The sequence below is a fragment of the Micromonospora sp. HUAS YX12 genome (assembly GCF_040215685.1).
GTDB classification, from domain to species: domain Bacteria; phylum Actinomycetota; class Actinomycetes; order Mycobacteriales; family Micromonosporaceae; genus Micromonospora; species Micromonospora tulbaghiae.
This window is the reverse complement of record NZ_CP157974.1, coordinates 1996094-2015999: the sequence shown is the minus strand read 5'-3', so window position 1 is coordinate 2015999 and position 19906 is coordinate 1996094. Positions and strand designations below refer to the sequence as shown.

The window sequence follows — 19906 nt, the reverse complement described above, 5'->3', positions numbered from 1 at the left end:
TCTCTGACGAGCACCATCCCGCCAGGCTTGCCTACTTGCACCAACGCGGCGCCGCCGGCCGCGACCTTGGGGAGGTTTCCAGTGATCGCCATCGAGCTCATGGCAACGGCGTCCAGTGCCGTGGACCACGCGCTCCACACCCTGGCGTCGACTCCACTCGCCGAGCCGGCCCCGAAGGGCATCGACACCGACAACGTCGTCACCTTCTTCGCCAGCAAGATCGCGCCGATCCTGCTAGCGGTCCTCGGGGTCATCTTCATCGGCCGGGCCAGCCGGGGCGAGATCTCGAAGGTGCTGACCAGCTCGGCCATCGCCATCATCGGCCTGGCCTTCATCGCCGGAGCGGCCACACTCTTCTTCGTCGGCGACTACCTGATCAACCTGATCTTCGAGTAGGGCGTTGGGCGACGATGCGGCTGCGCACCGACGACGACATCTACCGGGCACGCCTCGTCTACCTGGGGCCGCCCGGGTACACCCTTCCCGTCCACCTGCCGTACGCCCAGTACGGCCTGTTCATGCTGCTCGTACCCCTCTACATGTTCATCCACTGGTTGTTCACGCTCCAGGTCGAACTGTTCCCCGCCTGGGAGATCTCGCTGGCGATCGTGACGACCTCGTTCATCTTCCGGTACGTCGACCCGGACCGGCCGGCGCGCATGGTCATCCGGACCGCGCTGACCGACTGGCGACGCACCCGGGAACCGGCCACCGAGCAGCGGGATCCGCGGCTCGTCGCGAGCCGGATCAGGATCCGGGAGGAACTGGCATGACCGGGCGTACGACAACCGTGCAGACGAACGACGCGGGTGAGGCGGTCGCATGAGTCGCTCTTCCACGCCGGGTTCCCCGGCCGGGCGCCCGGCCGGGCCCAACGGTAACCGTGCGCGATCGTTCGACTACCCACCGGACGAGGATCTGGACGAGGTCGTCCTCGACAGCGCGCTCGTCACCAGCCCCGGGCACAGCCGCGTCGGCGTCTTCCAGCCGCCGCGACCGCTCACCCCGCGCGAGCCGGTACGCCCCGACGGCGACATCGACTCGCCCTTCCTCGACCTGTTCGGCGGCGCGCAGCCCCGGCGGCGACCCGCCGCGTCCACGCCGGCCGCAGCGGTCGAGCCGGTGGTGGCGCCGCCCCGCCGCGGTGTCGGCCGTGAGCCCCTGCCGATCCCGCACCAGCCCGCCGTGCCGGTCGAGCCGGCGCCCCGGGCCGAACCGGAGCCACCGGCCCGCGAGCAGGCCCCTGGCGTACGCGCGGTCGGGCGCCCCCGGCCCGAGCCCGCACACGCCGCACCGCCGCCGGTCGAGCCGCCCCTCCCCGACCCGCCGGCCGCGCTCGCCCCGCCGCCGCCGTCGCGGAGCCGGGTGCCGCAGCAGGCCGGTGACCGGCTGCCCGCGATCCGGCCCCCGGCCGAGCCCGAGCCGGCGCTCCCGCCGCCCCCGCAGATCCCCGCGCCCGCGCCTGCTCCCGCCGACCACCGGGAGCCGGATCTCGCTCCGGCGGACCCGCTCGCGGCCGGCGCGGCGCCGTCGCGGGAGGTCGGCCGCCCGGCGCACCGCGAGGTGACGCCGCCCCGGCAGCGCACGCCGGAACGCCGGAACCGGCCGACCAAGCCGGTCCGGGTCCGCGCCCCGAAGATCAAGTTCGGCGACCGGGATCCGTCGGTCGAGCTGGCCATCACCGAGATCGCCGGCCACCTCACCTTCACCCCGAACACCGTCACCGCCTGGTACTGGCTGCCCGAGGTGCGGTGGGCCTTCCGGCCGGACGCCGAACGCGAGGCGCTGCTCTCGGCGATCTCCGAGCAGTACGCCGGACTCGCCGGGTTCCGGCTGCACCTGCGCCGCACCACCCGGCCCTTCCCGGCCGACGAGTGGGCCCGCACCATCGACGCGCACACCGCCGCCCCGCTGCCCGACGTACCGGGCACCACCGGCTGGGCCGACCACCTGGTCGCCGCCCAGCGGCACCTGATGGCGGTCAACCACGCCGAGGGCCAGACCTACCTCGGTGTCACGTTCGCCCGCCGGTCACTCGGCGACTCGCTCACCGAACGCCTGCTGCGCACGTTCGGCCGGGGCACCGCCGACGGCGAGCGGCGCCGGCTGAGCCGTACCGTCGAGCAGTTCGACGAGGTCCTCGGCGCGTTCGGCATGCGCGGGCGCCGGGTCACCGCCCCCGAGCTGGAATGGCTGCTCTACCGCTCGGTGGCGCTGTGCATGGCGCCGCCCGGCGTCCTGTCCCCGATCACCAACGGCCGGTGGGAACGCGGCGACCTGCTGGCCCTCACCGAACAGGTCGAGCGCTACCGCACCCCGTACGGCTCGACGGTGAAGCTGGTCAACCGGATGACCGGCGAGGAACGCCACGTCGCCGTGCTCGCGGTCGGCCGGATGGAGCCGCTGGAGATCCCCGAGCGGCACGAGCCCTGGCTGCACTTCCACGAGCGGCTGCCGTGGCCCATGGAGCTGTCCACCCGGGTCGACATCCTCGGCCCCAACGACTCCTTCCGGAACCTCGAACACCGGCTCCGGATGATCCGCTCGCAGCAGCTCGACTACGCCGAGCACGGCATCGACGCGCCGCCGGAGCTGGAACGGCTGGCCAAGCGCGCGCTGGTGATCGGCGACGAGATGACCACCGGCCTGCCCGTCGACTCGGCCCGGGCGCACGGCTGGCACCGGATCGCGGTCGGCGGCCGTACCCGGGAGGAGTGCCTGGAACGGGCCCGGCGGCTCATCCAGCTCTACTCCCGCGAGCTGCGGATCTCGCTCCAGCACCCGAAGAACCAGGACTGGCTGGCCCGCGAGTTCATCCCCGGCGAGCCGATCGCCAACACCGGCTACGTCCGGCGGATGCCGGTCAACCTGCTCGCCGCCGCGCTCCCGCAGGCCGCGTCCACAGTCGGCGACCGGCGCGGCGACCTGATCGGGCGGACCGCCGGCACCTGCCGCCGGCCGGTCTTCCTCGACCTGCACTTCCCGATGGAGGTACGCGAGCGCTCCGGCCTCGCCGTCTTCGTCGCCGAGCCCGGCGGTGGCAAGTCGACGCTGCTCGGCGCGCTCGGCTACCTGGCCGCCCGCCGCGGTGTGCAGGTGACGCTGCTCGACCCGTCCGGCCCGCTGGCCCGGCTCTGCGCCATGCCGGAACTGGCCCCGTACTCCCGGGTGCTCAACCTGACCGGTTCGGAGCAGGGCACGCTGGCGCCGTACGCGCTGATCCCGACGCCGCTGCGCAGCGAGTTCGGCGCCGGCGCGGCGGGCGACCGCGAGTTCGAGATCGCCGTGTCGAACGCCCGCGCCGAGCGCCGGATGCTGGTGCAGGACATCTGCATGATGCTGGTGCCGCCGCAGGTGGCCCGGGAGGCGTCCACCGCCACGCTGTTCCGGCACGCGGTACGCCAGGTGCCCGCCGAGGAGACCTCCACGCTCGACGACGTGGTCACCTGCCTCCAGGGGCTCGACGACGACGCCGGGCGCGAACTGGCCCACCTGCTGCTCGACACCGCCGAGATGCCGCTGGCCATGCTCTTCTTCGGCCGGCCGCCGGAAGGGCTGCTCGGCGCCGACGCCGCGCTCACCGTCATCACCATGGCCGGCCTGCGGCTCCCCGACCTCAAGATCGAGCGGGAGTACTGGTCGGCCGAGGAGGCGCTCGCGCTGCCGATGCTGCACACCGCGCACCGGCTGGCGGTACGCCGCTGCTACGGCGGGTCGATGTCCTCCCGGAAACTGGTCGGTCTCGACGAGGCGCACTTCATGGAGGGCTGGCGGTCCGGGCGGTCGTTCCTGGTCCGGCTCGCCCGCGACTCCCGCAAGTGGAACCTCGCCGCACTAGTCGCCTCGCAGAACCCGAAGGACATCCTCGGCCTCGACGTGCAGAACCTCGTCTCCACCGTCTTCGTCGGCCGGATCGCCGAGGACAGCGAGATCGCCTCCGAGGCGCTGCGCCTGCTGCGGGTGCCGGTCGACGACGGTTACGAGGCCACACTCGCCTCGCTCTCCCAGGCCGACAGCGGATCGGCCAACCGGCTCGGCTTCCGCGAGTTCGTCATGCGCGACGTCGACGGGCGCGTGCAGAAGGTCCGGGTCGACGTGTCGTACGTCGACGGGCTGCTGGAGCACCTGGACACCACCCCCGCCGCGGTCGCCCAGGCCGCCGGGATACTGCCGACCGTCCTGGCTGACCTGGAGGCGTGACATGGCGCGGGCACGGATCGCGGCGCTCCTCCTCGCGCTCGGCGTACTCGCCGGGGCCACGATCTCCTGGCCGGTGATCGGGGCGGCCACACCCGCGTACGCGGCCGCGCCGGTCACCCAGGCGCGTGCCGAGCTGTGCAGCACCAAGGAGTGGCAGGCCGACTTCCGGTCCTGCGTCGGCAAGCTCAAGGCCGTCAGCGAGGACCAGGTCGAGTGCCGCAACGCCCCGGTGCCCGCCGCGCCGGACTCGGGCCTGGCCGGCTGGTTCGCGTCCCGGCCCGACTCGGCGAAGGAGCCCGGCCCGAAGGGCCTCTACAGCGACTACGGGTACGCCGGATACAGCTACAACACGTACGACATCGACGGCGGCTGCGCCTCCTCGGTGCTGCATCCGGACTACCGGTTCACCACGATGGTCGCCAACGGCGAGTTCATGTTCGCCAACGCGGTGATCGGTGCCTCGAACGCGCTGCGCGAGCGCGCCTGGGATCCGCGGACGATGTGGAGCTGGGCCGATCCGCTGGTGGAGCAGGCCACCAAGGCCGTCTACCAGAAGGTGTTCAGCGTCTTCGGCATCATCACCGTCTGCGTGGTCGGCCTCTACCTGCTCTGGCGGTCCCGCCAGTCGGACATGAGCAACGCGATGACCACGGCCGGGTGGGCGCTGCTGGTGATGGTGGCGGTGACCGCGCTGGCCGCCTGGCCGGTCAAGTCCGCGAACATCGCCGACAACACGCTGATCACCACGCTGGGCGTGGTGCACGACGCGGTCGGTCCTTCCTCCAAGACCGTCCCGCCGGACAAGTGCGCTCTGCCGAACCCGAGCGCCTGTGTCGACAAGCGTCCCCCCGCCGTACGCGCCAGCGACACGGCGACCGAGACGATGCTCTACCGGAACTGGCTGCGCGGTGTGCTCGGCTCGGCGGACAGCGAGACCGCGAAGAAGTACGGTCCGGCCCTGTACGACGCCAAGTCCTTGACCTGGGGCGAGGCGGAGGCCATCCGGACTAAGCCCGCCACTCGCGACGTGGTCATCAAGGGCAAGCAACAGCAGTGGGCCAAGGTCGCCGAGCAGATCAAGACCGAGGACCCCGAGGCGTACGAGTATCTCCAGGGCACCCGGGACATGGACCGGATCGGCGCCGGGTTCATCGCGGTGCTCGCCTCGGTGCTGTTCGCCATGTTCGACCTCACCGCGTCGCTGCTGGTGCTGCTCGGCTTCCTGATCTTCCGCTGGGCGGTGATCGCCGCGCCGATCCTCGGCACGGTCGGCCTGATGCGCCCGGCCAGCGCCGGCCTCCGGCGGCTGGCGAACGCGGTGGTCGCCGCGGTCTTCAACATCGCCATCTTCGGCACCGGCGCGGCCATCTACCTCTTCGCCGTCGACCTGATCATGAACACCGCCACGCTGCCCGGCTGGCTCCAGGTGGTCCTGGTCTGGCTCTGCGGGGTGGTCGGCTGGTTGCTGCTGCGGCCGTACCGCCGGATCACCCAGCTCGGCGGCAAGGACAGCAGCGAGGCGATCAGCTCGGCCGGCTCCTGGCACCGGCGGTTCTTCCGGGACATGCGGATCGCCGCCCGGCTGGACGTGGCGGAGCCCGGTGGCACCAACGAACCGGCGATCGGCAAGCGCCGCACCGTCACGGCCGACCAGCGCAGCCTCCGGCCGGAGGCCCGGCACGAGGATCCGGCGCACAGCGCCACACCCGCCGAACGGGAGCGGCCGGACGGGCGGGAACGGCCGGAGGAGGCGCCCGCGACCGGACGTCCGGGCGGGCGTCCCGCCGCCACACCCCGGCCCCGGCGAGCGCCGTCGACCTGGACCGAGCCGGATGTACCGGAGGAATCACCCTCCTACGCCGTCTACCGGCCGGACTCGGCGGGCCGCGGCACCTCCCCCGCCCGGCCGGCGCCGCGCATCCGCTCCGAGGCACGGTGAGTCCGGTGCGACGCGCGCTGGAATTCCTCTTCACCCGGGTCCTCCGGTCCCGGATCGGTGTCGCTCTGGTGATCGCCGTGCTGGTCTTCGGGGTGATCGGCGCGGCCCGCCTCGTCGCCGGTCCCGGCAATCCGGGCCTCGGCCTGACCAGCCGCCCCACCCAGCCGATCAGCACCGCGGACCCGGAGGCCGGTGACGACGGCCTGCTGGCCAGCCCACCGGCCGCGGTCGCCCCGAAGACCCGGCCGGGCGAGGACACGCCGGAGCAGGTCGCCGGACGGTTCACCACCGCGTGGTTGAGTGGCCCGGGCAGCAGCGGCGACGCCTGGCAGGCCCGCCTGCGGCCGCTCTCCACCCCGGCGCTGGCCGAGAAGATGACGGGCGCCGACCCGGAGACCGTGCCCGCACGGAGGACGACAGGCGCTCCGACGCTCCGGCCCCGCACCGAGTCCTTCGTGGAGGCGCTGGTTCCGCTGGACAACGGCACGCTCCGGCTCGAACTCGTCGCACCGGACGGGCCCTGGCTGGTGGACGCGATCGACTGGGAGCGGTCGTGACCGCCGGCCCGGCCGTCGCGGGACAGGTCCGCCGGAAGCTGCGCCTGGGCGTGATCGCCACCGCCGTCACGAGCGTGCTCGCGCTGCTCTGCTGCGTCGGCGGCTCCGGCGCCTTCCTCCTCACCGAACTGGGCGGCGACGAGGACGACCCGAAGCTCGCGGCCCTGAACTGCGACCCGGCCTACCAGGTGAACCTGACCGGCGACATGCCGCGCTTCGCCGAGTACGGCGAGCGCCAGCTGCGCAATGCCGCGGTCATCATCAAGGTCGGCCAGGACATGAAGCTCCCCGCTCGCGGCTGGGTGATCGCGCTGGCCACCGCGATGCAGGAATCAGCGCTGCGCAACCTCGCCAACAGCACAGTCCCGGCGTCGCTCGCGTTGCCGCACGAGGGAGTGGGCGCCGACCACGACTCGCTCGGCCTGTTCCAGCAGCGGCCCGGGTGGGGCAGCATCGAGCAGCGGATGACGCCCTCGTACGCGGCCCGCAAGTTCTACCAGAAGATGGAGAAGGTGCCGAACTGGCAGCAGCGCCCGCTCACGGTCGTGGCCCAGCGGGTCCAGGTCAGCGCCTACCCAGACGCCTACGCCAAGCACGAGGAACTGGCCGGGCGCATCGTCGACGCGCTCGCCGGCGGTGCCGCCCGGACCGTGGAGATCGCCGGCAAGGCGGTGTGCGACGCCGCCGCCGGAGACCGGATCGCCGCCTCCGGCTGGACCGCGCCGCTGCCCGGCGGTGTGGTCTCCGGCTTCCGCACCACGGCCCGGCCCAGCCACCACGGCGTGGACCTGGCCGCCTCGAAGGGCACGCCGATCCACGCCGCCTCGGCGGGCCGGGTGCTGGTGGCCCGCTGCGACCCGGACCGCTCCGGGCGCCGGGACTGCGACCGGGACGGCTGGCCGAACAAGGGTGGCTGCGGATGGTTCGTGGACATCCTGCACGCCGGCGGGTTCATCACCCGCTACTGCCACATGGTCGAACGACCCCGCGTGGTACCGGGTCAGGCGGTCGAGGCGGGCGAGGTCATCGGGCTCTCCGGCAGCAGCGGCAACTCGTCCGGTCCGCACCTGCACTTCGAGGTGCACAAGGACGGCGACCGGTCCAGCAACGGGGCGGAGAACCCGGTGCCCTTCATGCGTAAGCGGGGCGCGCCCCTCGGCGAGACCGGGTGAGGCCGGACGGATGAGCAATCCCCTGCCCGACCCGTTCGCCGACCGGCCGGACTGGGCGCCGCTGCCGCCCCGGCCGGTGGAGACCGTGCCCGCCACCGGCGGGACCGAGCTGCGCGGCCGACGCGTGCTCGTCGGCCTGCCCGGTCTCGGCTGGCGCGGCGACCTGCGGGCCGACGAGCGGGTGGTGCAGGGCAGCCGCACCTACGTGCCGGTGATCCCGGAACACGAGTGGTACCGGGCCGAGGCCGAGCAGGTGGAGGTGTTCGCGCCGCTGGTGCCTGTGGAACGGGTCTGGGTGGAGACCATCGGCGAGCGGCGACCGGCGACCGGGGCGACCGGGGCGACCGCCCCGGCACTCCGGCTGGTGTCACTGGACGTACCCGAACGCCGGCCGCCCACGCCGGTGTTCGAGGCCGACGCGGTGACCGGGCGGCGCGTGGTGCACGTGGACAACGGTGTGGAACGGCGCGACCTGCGTGCCGTCACCGAGACCTACTCCGGCGCGGACGGCGACATCTGCGTGCGGGTGGCCCCCGAGCTGGAGTGGTACCGGTGGGCCTGGCGCGGGCAGGCACCGACCACGTTGGAGGTGCCGGTGCACCTGCTCTGGCTGGAATAGCCGGAAGTCAGTCGGCGCGCTGCGCCGAGCAGACGCCCCAGCCGTCCTGGTCCTTCGTCTCAAAAACCCAAGTCTGGCGATCACTCTGGCGAACCTCGTCCACCACCGCTGAGATCACCAGGTCTACTCGCACCTGAGCCTTGGCACCCGCCTGCTCGACGCTGAGGTTCTCCCAGCTCACGGAAATCGTCGTGTTGAACCGTTGCTCCCGTGCGACGAGGTCATCGCGAAGTGAGCGCAGATCGTCAAGGTCGACGTCGTTACGGCACTCAAACTCCGCGGCCTTGACATCATTGCGTTGGTCGACGGAGTACTGGATGTAACTCGCTACGACAACCTCGGGAGACCCGCGGTCCGGGGCGGTCGCGCGGTCGTACAGCACGAACCCGACCACCCCGCCGACAGTGCACAGCACCGCCACCACCCCCGCGACGACCGCGAGCACTGTGCGCACCGGACGCTTGGGGCGCACCGGTGCGGGAGCGGGCGCGGGGGGCGCCAACTGCTCCGGCGGGGTCCGCTGCGCCGGTACTCGGGACACCTGGGAACCGGCGGGGGGCTGCACTGATTCCACCTCCTGAGGCTATCGGCTGCGCCTCGCGTACCCAATGCTTGGAACCGGCGGATCGTGGCGAACCGCCGGGCGGACCCCGTCCGGCGGCGGGGTGAGGCTGCTCACCGCCGACCAGCTCACCGCGCCGACCGACATCCCGGTGGACGGCCCCCGCCTGGGTTACCGTCACACCTCGGGGAGGACATGTCGGCCTCGGAAAGAGAGGTGGACGCGGTGGCGACTCCGAAGGCGCGCGCCGGCCGGGCCGCCGCGCTGCACCGCCGGGCCGAGGCCGCCGCGACGGCGGCGGCGGGCATCCTGGACGAGATCCGGCCCGCGCCGGCCGACCACCACCGGCAGTACGAACTGGCCGAGCGCCTGCGGGCGGCGGCCGATCTGGCGGCGCCCGGTTGGGCCGGCGGGCCGCTGGAATCGCTGAGCGCGACGACGCCTCCCGGTGACGGTCTGCCGCCGCTGGTCCGGGTGGGCACCGCGGCGCCGCTCGACGACGCCCGCTTCCCCGCGCTGGTGCCGTTGCTCGGCAGCGGCCACCTCAGCCTCGACGCCGACGCCTCGGACGCCCGGGTGGCCGGGCTGCTCCGCGCGCTGCTGCTGCGCGTCTTCGCCGCCACTCCGGCGGGCGCGCTGCTGGCGCGTGCGGTCGACGGCGGTTCCGGTGAGACCTTCGCCGGGTACGCGCCGCTCGCCGACGCCGGGCTGCTGCCCCCGCCCGCCACCGACCTCGCCGGGATGCGCGCCGTGCTGGCCGAGGCGGAGCAGTGGGTGACCGCCGGGACGGCCCGGCAGCGCGGGCACGACCGGACGCTGCTGTTCGTGGTCGCGGCGCTGCCCGACGGTACGACCACCGCCGACCTGGACCGGCTCGCCGCGCTGGCCGAGGGCGGGCCGCGCGCCGGGCTGCATCTGGTGCTCGCCGGGTGGCCGGACGGCAGCCCGCTGCCGCGCGCCACAGCGGTCACCGTCCGCACCGCGTACGCGCTGGTCGGTGACCCGCCCGGCGCCGGCTTCAGCAGTCCCGGCGCCGAGCCGCCGGGCGGGTTGAACTCGCCCGTGTTCCTCGACGAGGATCCGCCCGCCGATCTGGTCGCCGCTGTGTGCGCGCGGCTGGCCCGGCAGATCGAGGACGGCTCCCGTCTGTCCCTGCGTGACCTGCTGCCGGCGGACGGTTTCTGGACGGCGGGCTCGGCCGACGGGCTGAGCACCACGGTCGGTGACGCCGCCGGGCGTCCGGTCAGCCTCGGCTTCACCGAGCTGACCCCGCACTGGCTGGTCAGCGGCCGGGGTCAGGCGGGCCGGTCGGCGTTCCTGACCGACGCGTTGTTCGGCCTCGCCGCCCGGTACGGCCCGGACGAGCTGGCGCTCTACCTGGCCGACCTGGCCGACGGCGAGTCGTTCGTGGAGTTCCTCCAGACCGAGCGGGACCGCTCCTGGGTGCCGCAGGTGCGTGCCGCCGGGATGGCGGCCGACCGGGAGTACGTGGCCGACCTGTTCGGCGAACTGGAGGCGGAGCTGCGCCGCCGCGAGGAGGCGTCCCGGCGGGCCGGCGGGCAGCGTTACGCCGAGCTGCGGCAGCACCAGCCGCTGCCCCGGATCGTCTGCGTGGTCGACGACTTCCCGCTGGCGTTGCGCGAGCGGGACCGGCTCGCCGCCGACCTGCTGGCCCGGTTGGACGCGCTCGCCCGCGCCGGCCGGGCGTACGGGATCCACCTGGTGCTGGCCGGCGAGGGTGACCTGGGCATCGGCGGCCCGCGCGACCCGCTGCTCGGCCAGTTCCCGGTGCGGGTGGCGCTGCCCGGCGGCTCGGCGGTGCTGGAGCCGGCAAACGACTCCGCGGCCGGGCTGCCGGTGGGCAGCGCGGTGGTGAACACGGCCGGCGGTCTGGGTGGTCCGCGCGGCGCGACCCGGGGACACGAGCGGATGATCCGTTTCCCTGATCCGTACGAGGATCCCGACGTCCTGACCGGCCTGCGGCGACGGCTCTGGGAGGCGCGGGGCGATTCGGCGACGCCGCCGGTGGTCTTCGCCGGGTACGCCCGCCCGCTGCTCGCCAACGATCCGCGGCACCGGGCCGCGCTCGCCGGCCGGGCCCACGCGCCCGCCGCGCTGCTCGGCCGGGCGGTGGACGTCCGGCGGTCCACGGTGACGGTGCCGCTGGGGCCGGGCGCGGGACGGAACCTGGCCGTCCTGGGGCGGGACGAGGAGGCCGAGCGCCTGCTGGTCACGGCGGTACGCAGCGCGGCGGCGGCGCATCCGGGCGCGGCCCGGTTCGTGCTGGCGCCGCTGGCGAACGGGTCGGCCGAGCCGGCCGGGGTGCTCGCCGCCGAGCTAACCGGAGGCCACCGGGTGGAGACCGTCGACGCGGCCGGGCTGCGGACCGCCATGGAGTCGGACGAGCCGGGTTACCTGGTGGTGTTCGGGCTGGACGTGCCGGACGCCACCGAGCTGCCGCCCGGCCTGCTGCGGACGCTGCTGCTGGAGGGGCCGCCGGCCGGCCGGCACCTGCTCGGCTGGTGGCGGACACCGGCTCCGCTGGCCGGGCTGCTCGGCCCGGAGGGCGAGGTGGACAAGCTCACCGCCGTGGCGGTCACCGACGTGCCGGGTGGCCGGCTGGAGCAGCTCTTCGACCGTCCGGTCTGGTGGCGGCCCCGCCCGGGTCGCGCGGTGCTCTGGGACGGCCCGGACGAGCAGGGCACCGTCTTCGTGCCGTTCGGCACGGCCGAGGTGGCGACCGCGCGGGTCGAGCCGGGCCCGCAGGTGACGGGCCGCGCCGGGGAGGGGGCCGCATGAGTGAGACCGGCACGGCCGTACCGGGGCCCCGCTCGGGTGGGCCGACCATTGTGGCGGACCCCGCCGAGTCGGCCTGGGCGGAGTACGTCGCGGGCGCGCGGGCGCTCGACGGCGTACGCCGGGCGGCGGCCACCGCTGCCGGGGAGCAGGCGCGGTCGGTGGCCGCGGCCCGCGAGGAGCTGACCGCGGTACGCGAACGGCTGGCGCCGCAGCAGTCCCGGCTGCGTGATCTGGGCGTACCGGCGATGTCGCTGGTCCCGACGCCGCCGGAGGTGACCGAGGCGGCCCGGTCGATGGCGGGCGGCCCGTCGGCGGTGCTCGCGGCGCTGCGCGCGGCCGGGGACTGGGCGGACGCCGCGGACGACACGCTGAGCGCGCGTGGCCTGCCGCGGCTGGCCCGGTGGCCGGCCCGGCCCCGCAACCTGCTCGTGTACGGGCCGCTGGCGCTCGTGGTGCCGCTGCTCCAGCTGCTGCTGTACGCGGTCGCCGGTCCGGGGCCGGTGACGGTGCTGGCGCTGCTCGTGGGGCTGCCGCTGCCGGCTGTCGCGTTCATGCTGGGCTGGCTCGCGGTGGGGCGCGTCTTCCGCCCGCGGCCCACCGATCGGGTGGACCGGACGCCCCGCTTCGGCGCCCTCGTCTGCCTGGTCCCGGCGGTGCTCACCGCGGCCGGCCTGCTGCTCGCCATGCTGCCCGGCTGACGACGGCCGCGCCCTCCCGGGCGGGAGTACGCGGCCGTCGGTGCCGGTCGAGGCTCAGCGGGCCATGATCAGTGCCATCGCCTCGGCCCGCGACTTCGCGTCGTTCTGGAGGCCGCCGCGCACGGCGGAGGTGATGGTCTTCGCGCCCGACTTCTGGATGCCGCGCATCGCCATGCACATGTGCTCGCACTCCAGCACCACGATCACGCCGCGCGGGGCGAGGCTGGACATCAGCAGGTCGGCGATCTGCGAGGTGAGCCGCTCCTGCACCTGCGGCCGGCGGGCGAACACCTCGACCAGCCGGGCCAGCTTCGACAGGCCGGTGATCCGGCCGTCCGGGCCGGGGATGTAGCCGATGTGGGCGCTCCCCCGGAACGGCAGCAGGTGGTGCTCGCAGAGGCTCATCACGTCGATGTCCCGGACGAGCACCAGTTCCTCGTGGTTGGCCTCGAACGTGGTGCGGAGCACCTGCGCCGGGTCGACACGCAGACCGGCGAAGAGTTCGGCGTACGCGCGGGCGACCCGGGCCGGCGTCTGCTGGAGGCCGTCGCGGTCCGGATCCTCGCCGACCGCGATGAGGATCTCGCGGACCGCCTTCTCGATCCGGGCGAGGTCGACGCTGTCCTCCACCGGGCCACCGGTCAGCTTGCCGCTGATCAGGCGCGCGGCCACGTAGTCGAGCGCGTCGTCCCCGTCGGGCTCGGTTGCGGAGACGGCCGGCTCCCTGTGCGGGGAGCCGGCCGTCGTCGGATCGCTGTTCAGTGCGTACCGTCCGAGTTGTTGCTGGAACCACCGATCGAGGCGGCGGCGTCGGCGCGGGACTGCGCCGCCAGCGCCTCCTTCTCGGCCGGCGTGAGCACCGGCGGCTCGGTGGAGGGCTGACGCTTGCCGAAGCCGTGGTACGGCGCCATCGGCGGGCGCTTGACGACGCGCGCGCAGATCCGGGCCATGTCGGCGGTGGACAGCGTCTCCTTCTCCATCAGCTCCAGGACCATGTTGTCCAGGACGTCCCGGTACTCCACCAGGATCTCCCAGGCCTCGTCGTGGGCCAGCTCGATCAGCGCGCGCATCTCGCCGTCGATCTCGGCGGCCACCGCGTCGGAGTAGTCCCGCTCGTGGCCCATGTTGCGGCCGAGGAACGGCTCGTCGCCGCTGGTGCCGTACTTGATCGCACCGAGCTTGGAGCTCATGCCGTACTGCGTGATCATCGCGCGGGCCAGCTGGGTGGCCTTCTCGATGTCGTTGCCGGCGCCGGTGGTCGGCTCGTGGAAGACGAGTTCCTCGGCCGCCCGGCCACCCAGCGCGTACGCCAGGGTGTCGATCATCTCGGCCCGGGTCTGGGTGTACTTGTCCTCCGTCGGGAGGACGAGCGTGTGACCCAGCGAGCGACCCCGGGACAGGATGGTCACCTTGTGCACCGGCGCGGCGTGCGGCAGCGCCCAGGCGACCAGCGCGTGCCCACCCTCGTGGTACGCGGTGATCTTCTTCTCCTGGTCGCTCATCACCCGGGTCCGGCGCTGCGGGCCGGCGATCACCCGGTCGATCGACTCCTCCAGGGAGTCGTTGGTGATCGCCCGCTGCTCCTTACGAGCGGTGAGCAGCGCGGCCTCGTTGATCACGTTGGCCAGGTCGGCGCCGCTGAAGCCCGGGGTACGCCGGGCGACCGCGTCGAGGTCGACGTCGGGCGTGAACGGCTTGCCCTTGGCGTGCACCCGCAGGATGGCCTTGCGACCCTCCATGTCGGGGGCGTCGACCGGGATCTGCCTGTCGAACCGGCCCGGGCGCAGCAGCGCCGGGTCGAGGATGTCCGGCCGGTTGGTGGCGGCGATCAGGATGACGCCGCCCTTGGTGTCGAAGCCGTCCATCTCGACCAGGAGCTGGTTGAGCGTCTGCTCCCGCTCGTCGTGGCCGCCGCCCATGCCGGCGCCACGGTGGCGGCCGACCGCGTCGATCTCGTCGACGAAGACGATCGCCGGGGCGTTCGACTTGGCCTGCTCGAACAGGTCGCGGACGCGGCTGGCGCCGACACCGACGAACATCTCGACGAAGTCGGAGCCGGAGATGGAGTAGAAGGGCACCCCGGCCTCGCCGGCGACCGCGCGGGCCAGCAGCGTCTTACCGGTACCGGGCGGGCCGAACAGCAGCACGCCCTTCGGGATCTTGGCGCCCAGGGCCTGGTACTTCGCCGGGTTCTGCAGGAAGTCCTTGATCTCGTGCAGTTCCTCGACGGCCTCGTCCGCACCCGCGACGTCCGCGAAGGTGGTCTTCGGCGTGTCCTTGGTGATCATCTTTGCCTTGGACTTGCCGAAGTTGAGCACCCGGGAGCCGCCGCCCTGCATCTGCGACATGAAGAACAGCAGCAGGAGCACGAGCAGCGCGATGGGAAGCAGGTTGACCAGCAGGCTGACCCAGATGCTGTCCGACGACACCTTGGTGTCGACCGGGCCGGTGATGCGGTCCGCCGCCTCGGCCTCGCGTACCTGGTTCCAGACCTGGCCGCCGACCTCGTACGGGAACTGCGCCTCGATCTTGTCAGTGGTGGTGTCGCCGTCGAACTTGGCCTTGTCCTTCAGGTCGAGCTGGAGCGTCTGCTCCTTGTCCTGGAAGACGACCTTCTCGATGCCGCCCTTGTTGAGCTGGTCGAGCGCGACGGACGTGTCCACCCGGTGGTAGCTGGGACCAGCGGTGAACAGTTGACTGAGCACAACGGCGCCGAGGATGACCAGGATGATCCAGACCACCGGTCGGCGGAAGAAACGCGTACGTTCCATGCTGTAGTCGGGTGCCGAGGCGCCCGCATCCTCCTGATCGACGTCCTGACCGTCTGAATGGTGTCGCCGCCTTGAGCGGCGGCCGGGGCCGCCGTGCGGGCCGGCCCGACCCCCGGGGCACGCAAACTGCCGCACCACGGTCATTCGACGGTACACCGTGCGCGCGAGGAGTGAGCTTGCGAGCCCCGCAGTCGCGCACATTCGAAACCTCGGCGCGGGCGACGAGTGAGCTTGCGAGCCCGGCACTTACGCGTAGGGCGAACCGGGGTGTTGAGCCGGCGTGGCGGGGAGCTCCCACCCGGCCCGCCCACACCGCACGGTCACGCGGTTCGAGGGGCCGGGCGTGGAGGGTGCCTCCACGTCACCGGTCCCTACCGTAGACCGGAAGACTGAGAACCCGCTGAATGTCAGCTGACGAAGGGCTCGGCGAACCCTCAGGCTCGCGCGTACACCTCGGGCTTGAGCACCCCGACGTAGGGCACCTCGCGGTACCGCTCGCCGAAGTCGAGCCCGTAGCCCACGACGAACTCGGTCGGGATGTCGAACCCGACGTACTTGACCGGGACCTGCACCTTGACCGCGTCCGGCTTGCGGAACAGCGCGACCACCTCGACGCTCGCCGCGGAACGCGACTCCAGGTAGCGCAGCAGCCAGGACAGCGTCAGGCCGGAGTCGACGATGTCCTCGACGACCACCACGTGGCGGCCGGCGATGTCCCGGTCCAGGTCCTTGAGGATGCGGACCACGCCGGACGAGGTGGTGCCCTGGCCGTAGGACGAGACGGCCATGAACTCCAGCTCGGCGGGCGGGCCCTGGCGGCCCAGCGCGCGGGCGAAGTCGGCCATGAACATGACCGCTCCCTTGAGCACACACACGAGCAGCAGGCCGTCCTCGACGTGGGCGTAGTCCGCCGAGACCTGCTTGGCCAGCTCCGCGGTCTTGTCGCGGATCTGCGCCTCCGAGATGATCACGTGGTCGATGTCGGCGTCGTACCAGGAGCCGTCAGCCATGCTCCTAGCCTGCCGTACGCCCCGGTGCCGCCGTCGGCGGGGCCGCCCCTTTTGGCGCGGTCCCGCCGGGGATTTTCGGCGCGAACTGAATAAATCACCTCAGCAGGTGCGGGAGCGCCAGCGCTGCCCGTCGTCGCTCGGCTTCCAGTCGGCCGAGTCGCGGGTGTCGGCGGTGAGCCCGAAGGCGCTGGCACCGACGAGGAGGAGCAGGAAGAGCAGGAGCAGCAGAACGGTCATGGCGGCGCTCACTTTCACACGGTTGAGACTGTTTTCGCCGCCGGTGCGCACCGGACACCATCGATTCTGCGGGCCACCGACCGATCCGGACAGTGGCAGGAATGTCAGCTGGCATCGATTTACTGCCACCTGTCGGGTTACCCTCGTCACATGCTCCGCTCGGTCGCCGTCATCGCCATGGACCAGGTCGCCGCGTTCGAACTCGGCGTGCTCGCCGAGGTCTTCGGCACCGACCGCACCGCCGACGGCTTCCCCGGGTGCCGGTTCGACGTCTGCACCGCCGACGGCGGCGCGGTCCGCAGCCGCTCCGGCTTCCTGCTCACCCCCACCGCCGACCTGAGCCCGGTCGAGGACGCCGACCTGGTGGCGGTGCCCGCGCACGCCGACGGCACCCCGCTCCCCGAGCCGGTGCTCGCCGCGCTGCGCCGCGCCGCCGACCGGGGCGCCTGGCTGCTCAGCGTCTGCGCCGGCGCGTTCGTCCTCGGTGAGGCGGGCGTGCTCGACGGGCGCGACTGCACCACCCACTGGCGGTACACCGACGAACTCCAGCAGCGCTTCCCGGCCGCCCGGGTCCAGTGCGACTCGCTCTACGTGCAGGACGGCCGGCTGCTCACCAGCGCCGGCACCGCCGCCGGCATCGACGCCTGCCTGCATCTGGTACGCCAGGAGCACGGCTCCGCGGTGGCGACCCGGCTGGCCCGCCGGATGGTGGTGCCGCCGCACCGCGACGGCGGCCAGTCGCAGTACGTCGAGGCGCCGATCCCCAAGGCGCCGGAGGCACCCACACTGGAACCGGTGCTGGAATGGCTGATGGGACACCTGCGCCGGCCGGTGACGGTGGACGAGCTGGCGGCCCGCGCCGGGATGGCCCCGCGCACGTTCGCCCGCCGGTTCCGCGCCGAGACCGGCACCACCCCGCACGACTGGGTGACCAACCAGCGGGTGCTGCTGGCCCGGCACCTGCTGGAGGACACCTCACTGAGCGTGGAGAGCGTCGCCGAGCAGGCGGGCTTCGGTGACTCGGCGGCCCTGCGGCACCACTTCACCCGCCGGGTGGGCACCACCCCCCTGGCCTACCGCACCACCTTCCGAGACCGCCAGACCACCTGACCGCCCCGCCCCACACCCGCGGCGGTGATCAAGGAGTTCGGGGCCTGGGGCGGGCCGGAACGGGACCAGAAGTCCTTGATCAACGGGGTGGGGGGTGAAGCGGGGGCGCGGCGTCAGGGCAGGAGGTGGCCGGCGTGGCGGCGTACCTGGTGGCCGCCGGGGAGGTGCACCGGGCCCTGGCCGCGCCACGCCGTCACCAGGGCGTCCAGTGCCGCCACGTGACTGTGGGACAGCGCGGCCGGCGTCGCGCCCAGCTCGCGGGCCCAGGTGTGCAGCACCCGGGTACGGACGGCGGCCGGCAACCCGGCCAGCCCGGCGACGGACAGCCCGCCCCCCTCGGTCCGGACGTCGGCGAGCGCGGCGTCGGCGAGCGCGTCGAGCGCGGCGTTGTCGGCCGCGAGCAGCCCGGCGGTACGGGCGAGGTTCGCCACCACCCCCGGCCCCAGCGCGTCGACGAGTGCCGGCAGCACGTCGGCCCGGACCCGCGCCCGGGCGTACGCGGGGTCGGCGTTGTGCGGGTCCGCCCACGGATCGAGTCCGAGCGCGGCGCAGGCGGCCCGGGTGCCGGCGCGCGGGACGTCGAGCAGCGGGCGCAGCAGGGGCACCGCGTCGACGTCGCGCCGCTCCGGCATCCCGGACAGCCCTCGCGGTCCGGCGCCCCGGGCCAGCGCCAGCAGGACGGTCTCGGCCTGGTCGTCGCGCGTGTGCCCGAGCAGCACCCCGGCTGCGTCGTACCGGTGTGCGGCGGCGATGAGCGCCTCGTACCGGGCCTCGCGGGCGGCCGCCTCCGGGCCACCGGGCCGGCCGTCCACGCGTACCGGAATCACCTCGACCGGGTCGAGCCCTTCGGCGCGGGCCCAGCCGGCGACCGCCTCGGCCCGTTCGGCGGACCCGGCCTGCAGGCCGTGGTCGACCGTCACCAGGCCGGCCGGGCGCCCGAGCCGGGGGGCCACGAACGCGGTGGCCGCGGCGAGCGCGAGCGAGTCGGCACCGCCGGAGCAGGCCACCAGCACCGGGCCGGCGCCCGGCAGACAGGTCAGCACCCGGCGGACGGCGAGCCGCACCGCGGCGACGGCGGGGGCGGGCGACGGAGAGCGGCGCGCGCCGGAACCAGCCGAGCCGGGCGGATCAGCCGACGGGCGGGGTGGCACCGGCGGGCCCGTGTACGCGGGACACCCAGGCGTCCGGGTCGCCCAGCTCGTCGAGGCGGGGCAGCGTCAGCGGGGACGAGAAGATCTTGTTGAAGCCCGGCATCCCCACCCGGTCGACCACGCCGTGCACGAACTTGCGGCCCTCGGCGTACTGGCGCATCTTGACCTCGATGCCGAGCAGCCGCCGGATCGCCTTCTCCAGCGGGTTGCCGGACTCGCGGCGGCGGTTGAACGCCGCCCGGATCGAATCGACGCTGGGGATGACCTGGGGGCCCACGCCGTCCATCACGAACTCGGCGTGGCCCTCCAGCAGCGTCATCAGCGCGGTCAGCCGGTCCAGCACCGCGCGCTGGGCCGGGGTCTGCACGATGTCCAGCACGCTGGCCCGGCTCTCCGGATCCTTGACCGCGTCGGAGAGCGTCGCGACGCCGCGGCGGAGCCGTTCCAGCAGGTGCTCGCCGCCCTGGGAGGCATCCACGAACGCCTGCACCTCACCGAGGAAGTACGCGCGCATCCACGGCACGGCGGTGAACTGCGTGCGGTGGGTGACCTCGTGCAGGCACACCCAGAGCCGGAAGTCCCGCGAGTCGGCGCCGAGCTTCCGCTCGACCTCGAGGATGTTCGGCGCCACCAGCAGCAGCTGGCCGGGGTCGCCGGCGAAGACCTCGTACTGGCCGAGCACGCGGCCGGAGAGGTACGCCAGCACGGTGCCGGCCTGCACACCGGTCACCCGGGAGCCGATCGCCTCGGTGAGCGCACCCGGCCGCTTGTCGCCGGAGAGGCGCTCGACCAGCGGGGAGACCACCTCACGCAGCCCGGCGATGTTCGCCGCCGCCCAGTCCCGGCGGTCGACCACGCGCACCGGCGGGTGCGCGACCTGCGCACGCAGGCCGGTGTAGTCGGCGACGTGACCGGCCGCCTCCTCGGTCAGCCGGCGCAGGTCGCCGACCACGTCGGTGGCCTCGGCGTACGACACCCGGGGGCCCGACTTGCTCAGCGCCCCCGCGGTAGCGGCGGCCAGATCCCAGTCCACGAACTGCGCCATGAACCCACCGTACCCGCGCCGCAACACCCCCACCCG

The 19906-nt window shown here is 73.5% G+C and carries 17 protein-coding genes; 10 read left to right on the top strand and 7 right to left on the bottom strand.

Annotation, left to right across the window (positions count from 1 at the left end):
- Positions 1–81 precede the first annotated feature (81 nt).
- Genes ABIH81_RS09895 through ABIH81_RS09865 form a run of 7 tightly spaced genes read left to right on the top strand, consistent with a single transcriptional unit; the run spans position 82 to position 8487 of the window.
- Positions 82–396: a hypothetical protein gene (locus ABIH81_RS09895; RefSeq protein WP_013288976.1), complete on the top strand. Its 315-nt coding sequence runs from the start codon at positions 82–84 to the stop codon at positions 394–396.
- Between the two features lie 14 nt (positions 397–410).
- Complete coding sequence (locus ABIH81_RS09890; RefSeq protein WP_013288977.1) at positions 411–773, top strand: hypothetical protein; 363 nt, start codon at positions 411–413, stop codon at positions 771–773.
- 49 nt (positions 774–822) lie between these two features.
- Entirely contained in the window at positions 823–4200 is a 3378-nt protein-coding gene (locus tag ABIH81_RS09885; RefSeq protein ID WP_349880002.1) for an ATP-binding protein, read from the top strand.
- 1 nt (position 4201) lies between these two features.
- Complete coding sequence (locus ABIH81_RS09880) at positions 4202–6139, top strand: MFS transporter (protein WP_349880000.1); 1938 nt, start codon at positions 4202–4204, stop codon at positions 6137–6139.
- Positions 6136–6696 carry a hypothetical protein gene (locus ABIH81_RS09875; protein WP_349879998.1) on the top strand — a complete coding sequence of 187 codons (561 nt, stop codon included), beginning with the start codon at positions 6136–6138 and terminating at the stop codon, positions 6694–6696. The genes ABIH81_RS09880 and ABIH81_RS09875 overlap by 4 nt, the downstream gene beginning before the upstream one ends.
- Positions 6693–7868, top strand: coding sequence for a M23 family metallopeptidase (locus ABIH81_RS09870; protein ID WP_349879997.1), 1176 nt, complete (start codon positions 6693–6695; stop codon positions 7866–7868). The genes ABIH81_RS09875 and ABIH81_RS09870 overlap by 4 nt, the downstream gene beginning before the upstream one ends.
- Positions 7869–7878: 10 nt before the next feature.
- Entirely contained in the window at positions 7879–8487 is a 609-nt protein-coding gene (locus ABIH81_RS09865; RefSeq protein ID WP_349879996.1) for a hypothetical protein, read from the top strand.
- A gap of 7 nt (positions 8488–8494) precedes the next feature.
- Here ABIH81_RS09865 and ABIH81_RS09860 read toward each other — a convergent pair whose 3' ends face one another.
- Positions 8495–9052, bottom strand: a complete 558-nt coding sequence (locus ABIH81_RS09860) for a hypothetical protein (protein WP_349881059.1) — start codon at positions 9050–9052, stop codon at positions 8495–8497.
- A 213-nt stretch (positions 9053–9265) separates the two neighbouring features.
- Here ABIH81_RS09860 and ABIH81_RS09855 point away from each other — a divergent pair, with 213 nt between their 5' ends.
- Both ABIH81_RS09855 and ABIH81_RS09850 read left to right on the top strand, forming a co-directional pair.
- Positions 9266–11848 (top strand): FtsK/SpoIIIE domain-containing protein, encoded by a 2583-nt coding sequence (locus ABIH81_RS09855; RefSeq protein ID WP_349881058.1) that lies wholly within the window; start codon positions 9266–9268, stop codon positions 11846–11848.
- Positions 11845–12546, top strand: coding sequence for a hypothetical protein (locus ABIH81_RS09850; RefSeq protein WP_349879995.1), 702 nt, complete (start codon positions 11845–11847; stop codon positions 12544–12546). The genes ABIH81_RS09855 and ABIH81_RS09850 overlap by 4 nt, the downstream gene beginning before the upstream one ends.
- Positions 12547–12600: 54 nt before the next feature.
- On the opposite strand, the gene folE is transcribed toward ABIH81_RS09850, so the two are convergent.
- From folE to ABIH81_RS09830, 4 genes are all read right to left on the bottom strand, one after another.
- Positions 12601–13218: a GTP cyclohydrolase I FolE gene (gene folE, locus ABIH81_RS09845; RefSeq protein ID WP_013288986.1), complete on the bottom strand. Its 618-nt coding sequence runs from the start codon at positions 13216–13218 to the stop codon at positions 12601–12603.
- Positions 13219–13304: 86 nt separating this feature from the next.
- Positions 13305–15317, bottom strand: a complete 2013-nt coding sequence (gene ftsH / locus ABIH81_RS09840; RefSeq protein ID WP_120572785.1) for an ATP-dependent zinc metalloprotease FtsH — start codon at positions 15315–15317, stop codon at positions 13305–13307.
- Positions 15318–15751: 434 nt separating this feature from the next.
- The gene (hpt, locus tag ABIH81_RS09835; RefSeq protein ID WP_013288988.1) at positions 15752–16327 is read right to left on the bottom strand and encodes a hypoxanthine phosphoribosyltransferase; all 576 of its coding nucleotides are present in this window, start codon (positions 16325–16327) and stop codon (positions 15752–15754) included.
- A gap of 99 nt (positions 16328–16426) precedes the next feature.
- Positions 16427–16564, bottom strand: a complete 138-nt coding sequence (locus tag ABIH81_RS09830; RefSeq protein ID WP_281579563.1) for a hypothetical protein — start codon at positions 16562–16564, stop codon at positions 16427–16429.
- Between the two features lie 150 nt (positions 16565–16714).
- On the opposite strand from ABIH81_RS09830, the gene ABIH81_RS09825 reads away from it, so the two are divergent.
- Positions 16715–17674, top strand: coding sequence for a helix-turn-helix domain-containing protein (locus ABIH81_RS09825; RefSeq protein ID WP_349879994.1), 960 nt, complete (start codon positions 16715–16717; stop codon positions 17672–17674).
- A gap of 113 nt (positions 17675–17787) precedes the next feature.
- Here ABIH81_RS09825 and tilS read toward each other — a convergent pair whose 3' ends face one another.
- Both tilS and ABIH81_RS09815 read right to left on the bottom strand, forming a co-directional pair.
- The gene (gene tilS / locus ABIH81_RS09820; protein WP_349879993.1) at positions 17788–18738 is read right to left on the bottom strand and encodes a tRNA lysidine(34) synthetase TilS; all 951 of its coding nucleotides are present in this window, start codon (positions 18736–18738) and stop codon (positions 17788–17790) included.
- A gap of 64 nt (positions 18739–18802) precedes the next feature.
- Positions 18803–19870: a zinc-dependent metalloprotease gene (locus ABIH81_RS09815; protein WP_349879992.1), complete on the bottom strand. Its 1068-nt coding sequence runs from the start codon at positions 19868–19870 to the stop codon at positions 18803–18805.
- Positions 19871–19906: the final 36 nt, after the last annotated feature.

Coding starts and splice junctions, on each gene's coding strand:
- ABIH81_RS09865 (WP_349879996.1), top strand. CDS start 7,879: ATGAGCAATCCCCTGCCCGACCCGTTCGCCGACCGGCCGGACTGGGCG.
- ABIH81_RS09880 (WP_349880000.1), top strand. CDS start 4,202: ATGGCGCGGGCACGGATCGCGGCGCTCCTCCTCGCGCTCGGCGTACTC.
- ABIH81_RS09885 (WP_349880002.1), top strand. CDS start 823: ATGAGTCGCTCTTCCACGCCGGGTTCCCCGGCCGGGCGCCCGGCCGGG.
- ABIH81_RS09850 (WP_349879995.1), top strand. CDS start 11,845: ATGAGTGAGACCGGCACGGCCGTACCGGGGCCCCGCTCGGGTGGGCCG.
- ABIH81_RS09890 (WP_013288977.1), top strand. CDS start 411: ATGCGGCTGCGCACCGACGACGACATCTACCGGGCACGCCTCGTCTAC.
- ftsH (WP_120572785.1), bottom strand. CDS start 15,317: ATGGAACGTACGCGTTTCTTCCGCCGACCGGTGGTCTGGATCATCCTG.
- hpt (WP_013288988.1), bottom strand. CDS start 16,327: ATGGCTGACGGCTCCTGGTACGACGCCGACATCGACCACGTGATCATC.
- ABIH81_RS09815 (WP_349879992.1), bottom strand. CDS start 19,870: ATGGCGCAGTTCGTGGACTGGGATCTGGCCGCCGCTACCGCGGGGGCG.
- ABIH81_RS09830 (WP_281579563.1), bottom strand. CDS start 16,564: ATGACCGTTCTGCTGCTCCTGCTCTTCCTGCTCCTCCTCGTCGGTGCC.
- ABIH81_RS09825 (WP_349879994.1), top strand. CDS start 16,715: ATGCTCCGCTCGGTCGCCGTCATCGCCATGGACCAGGTCGCCGCGTTC.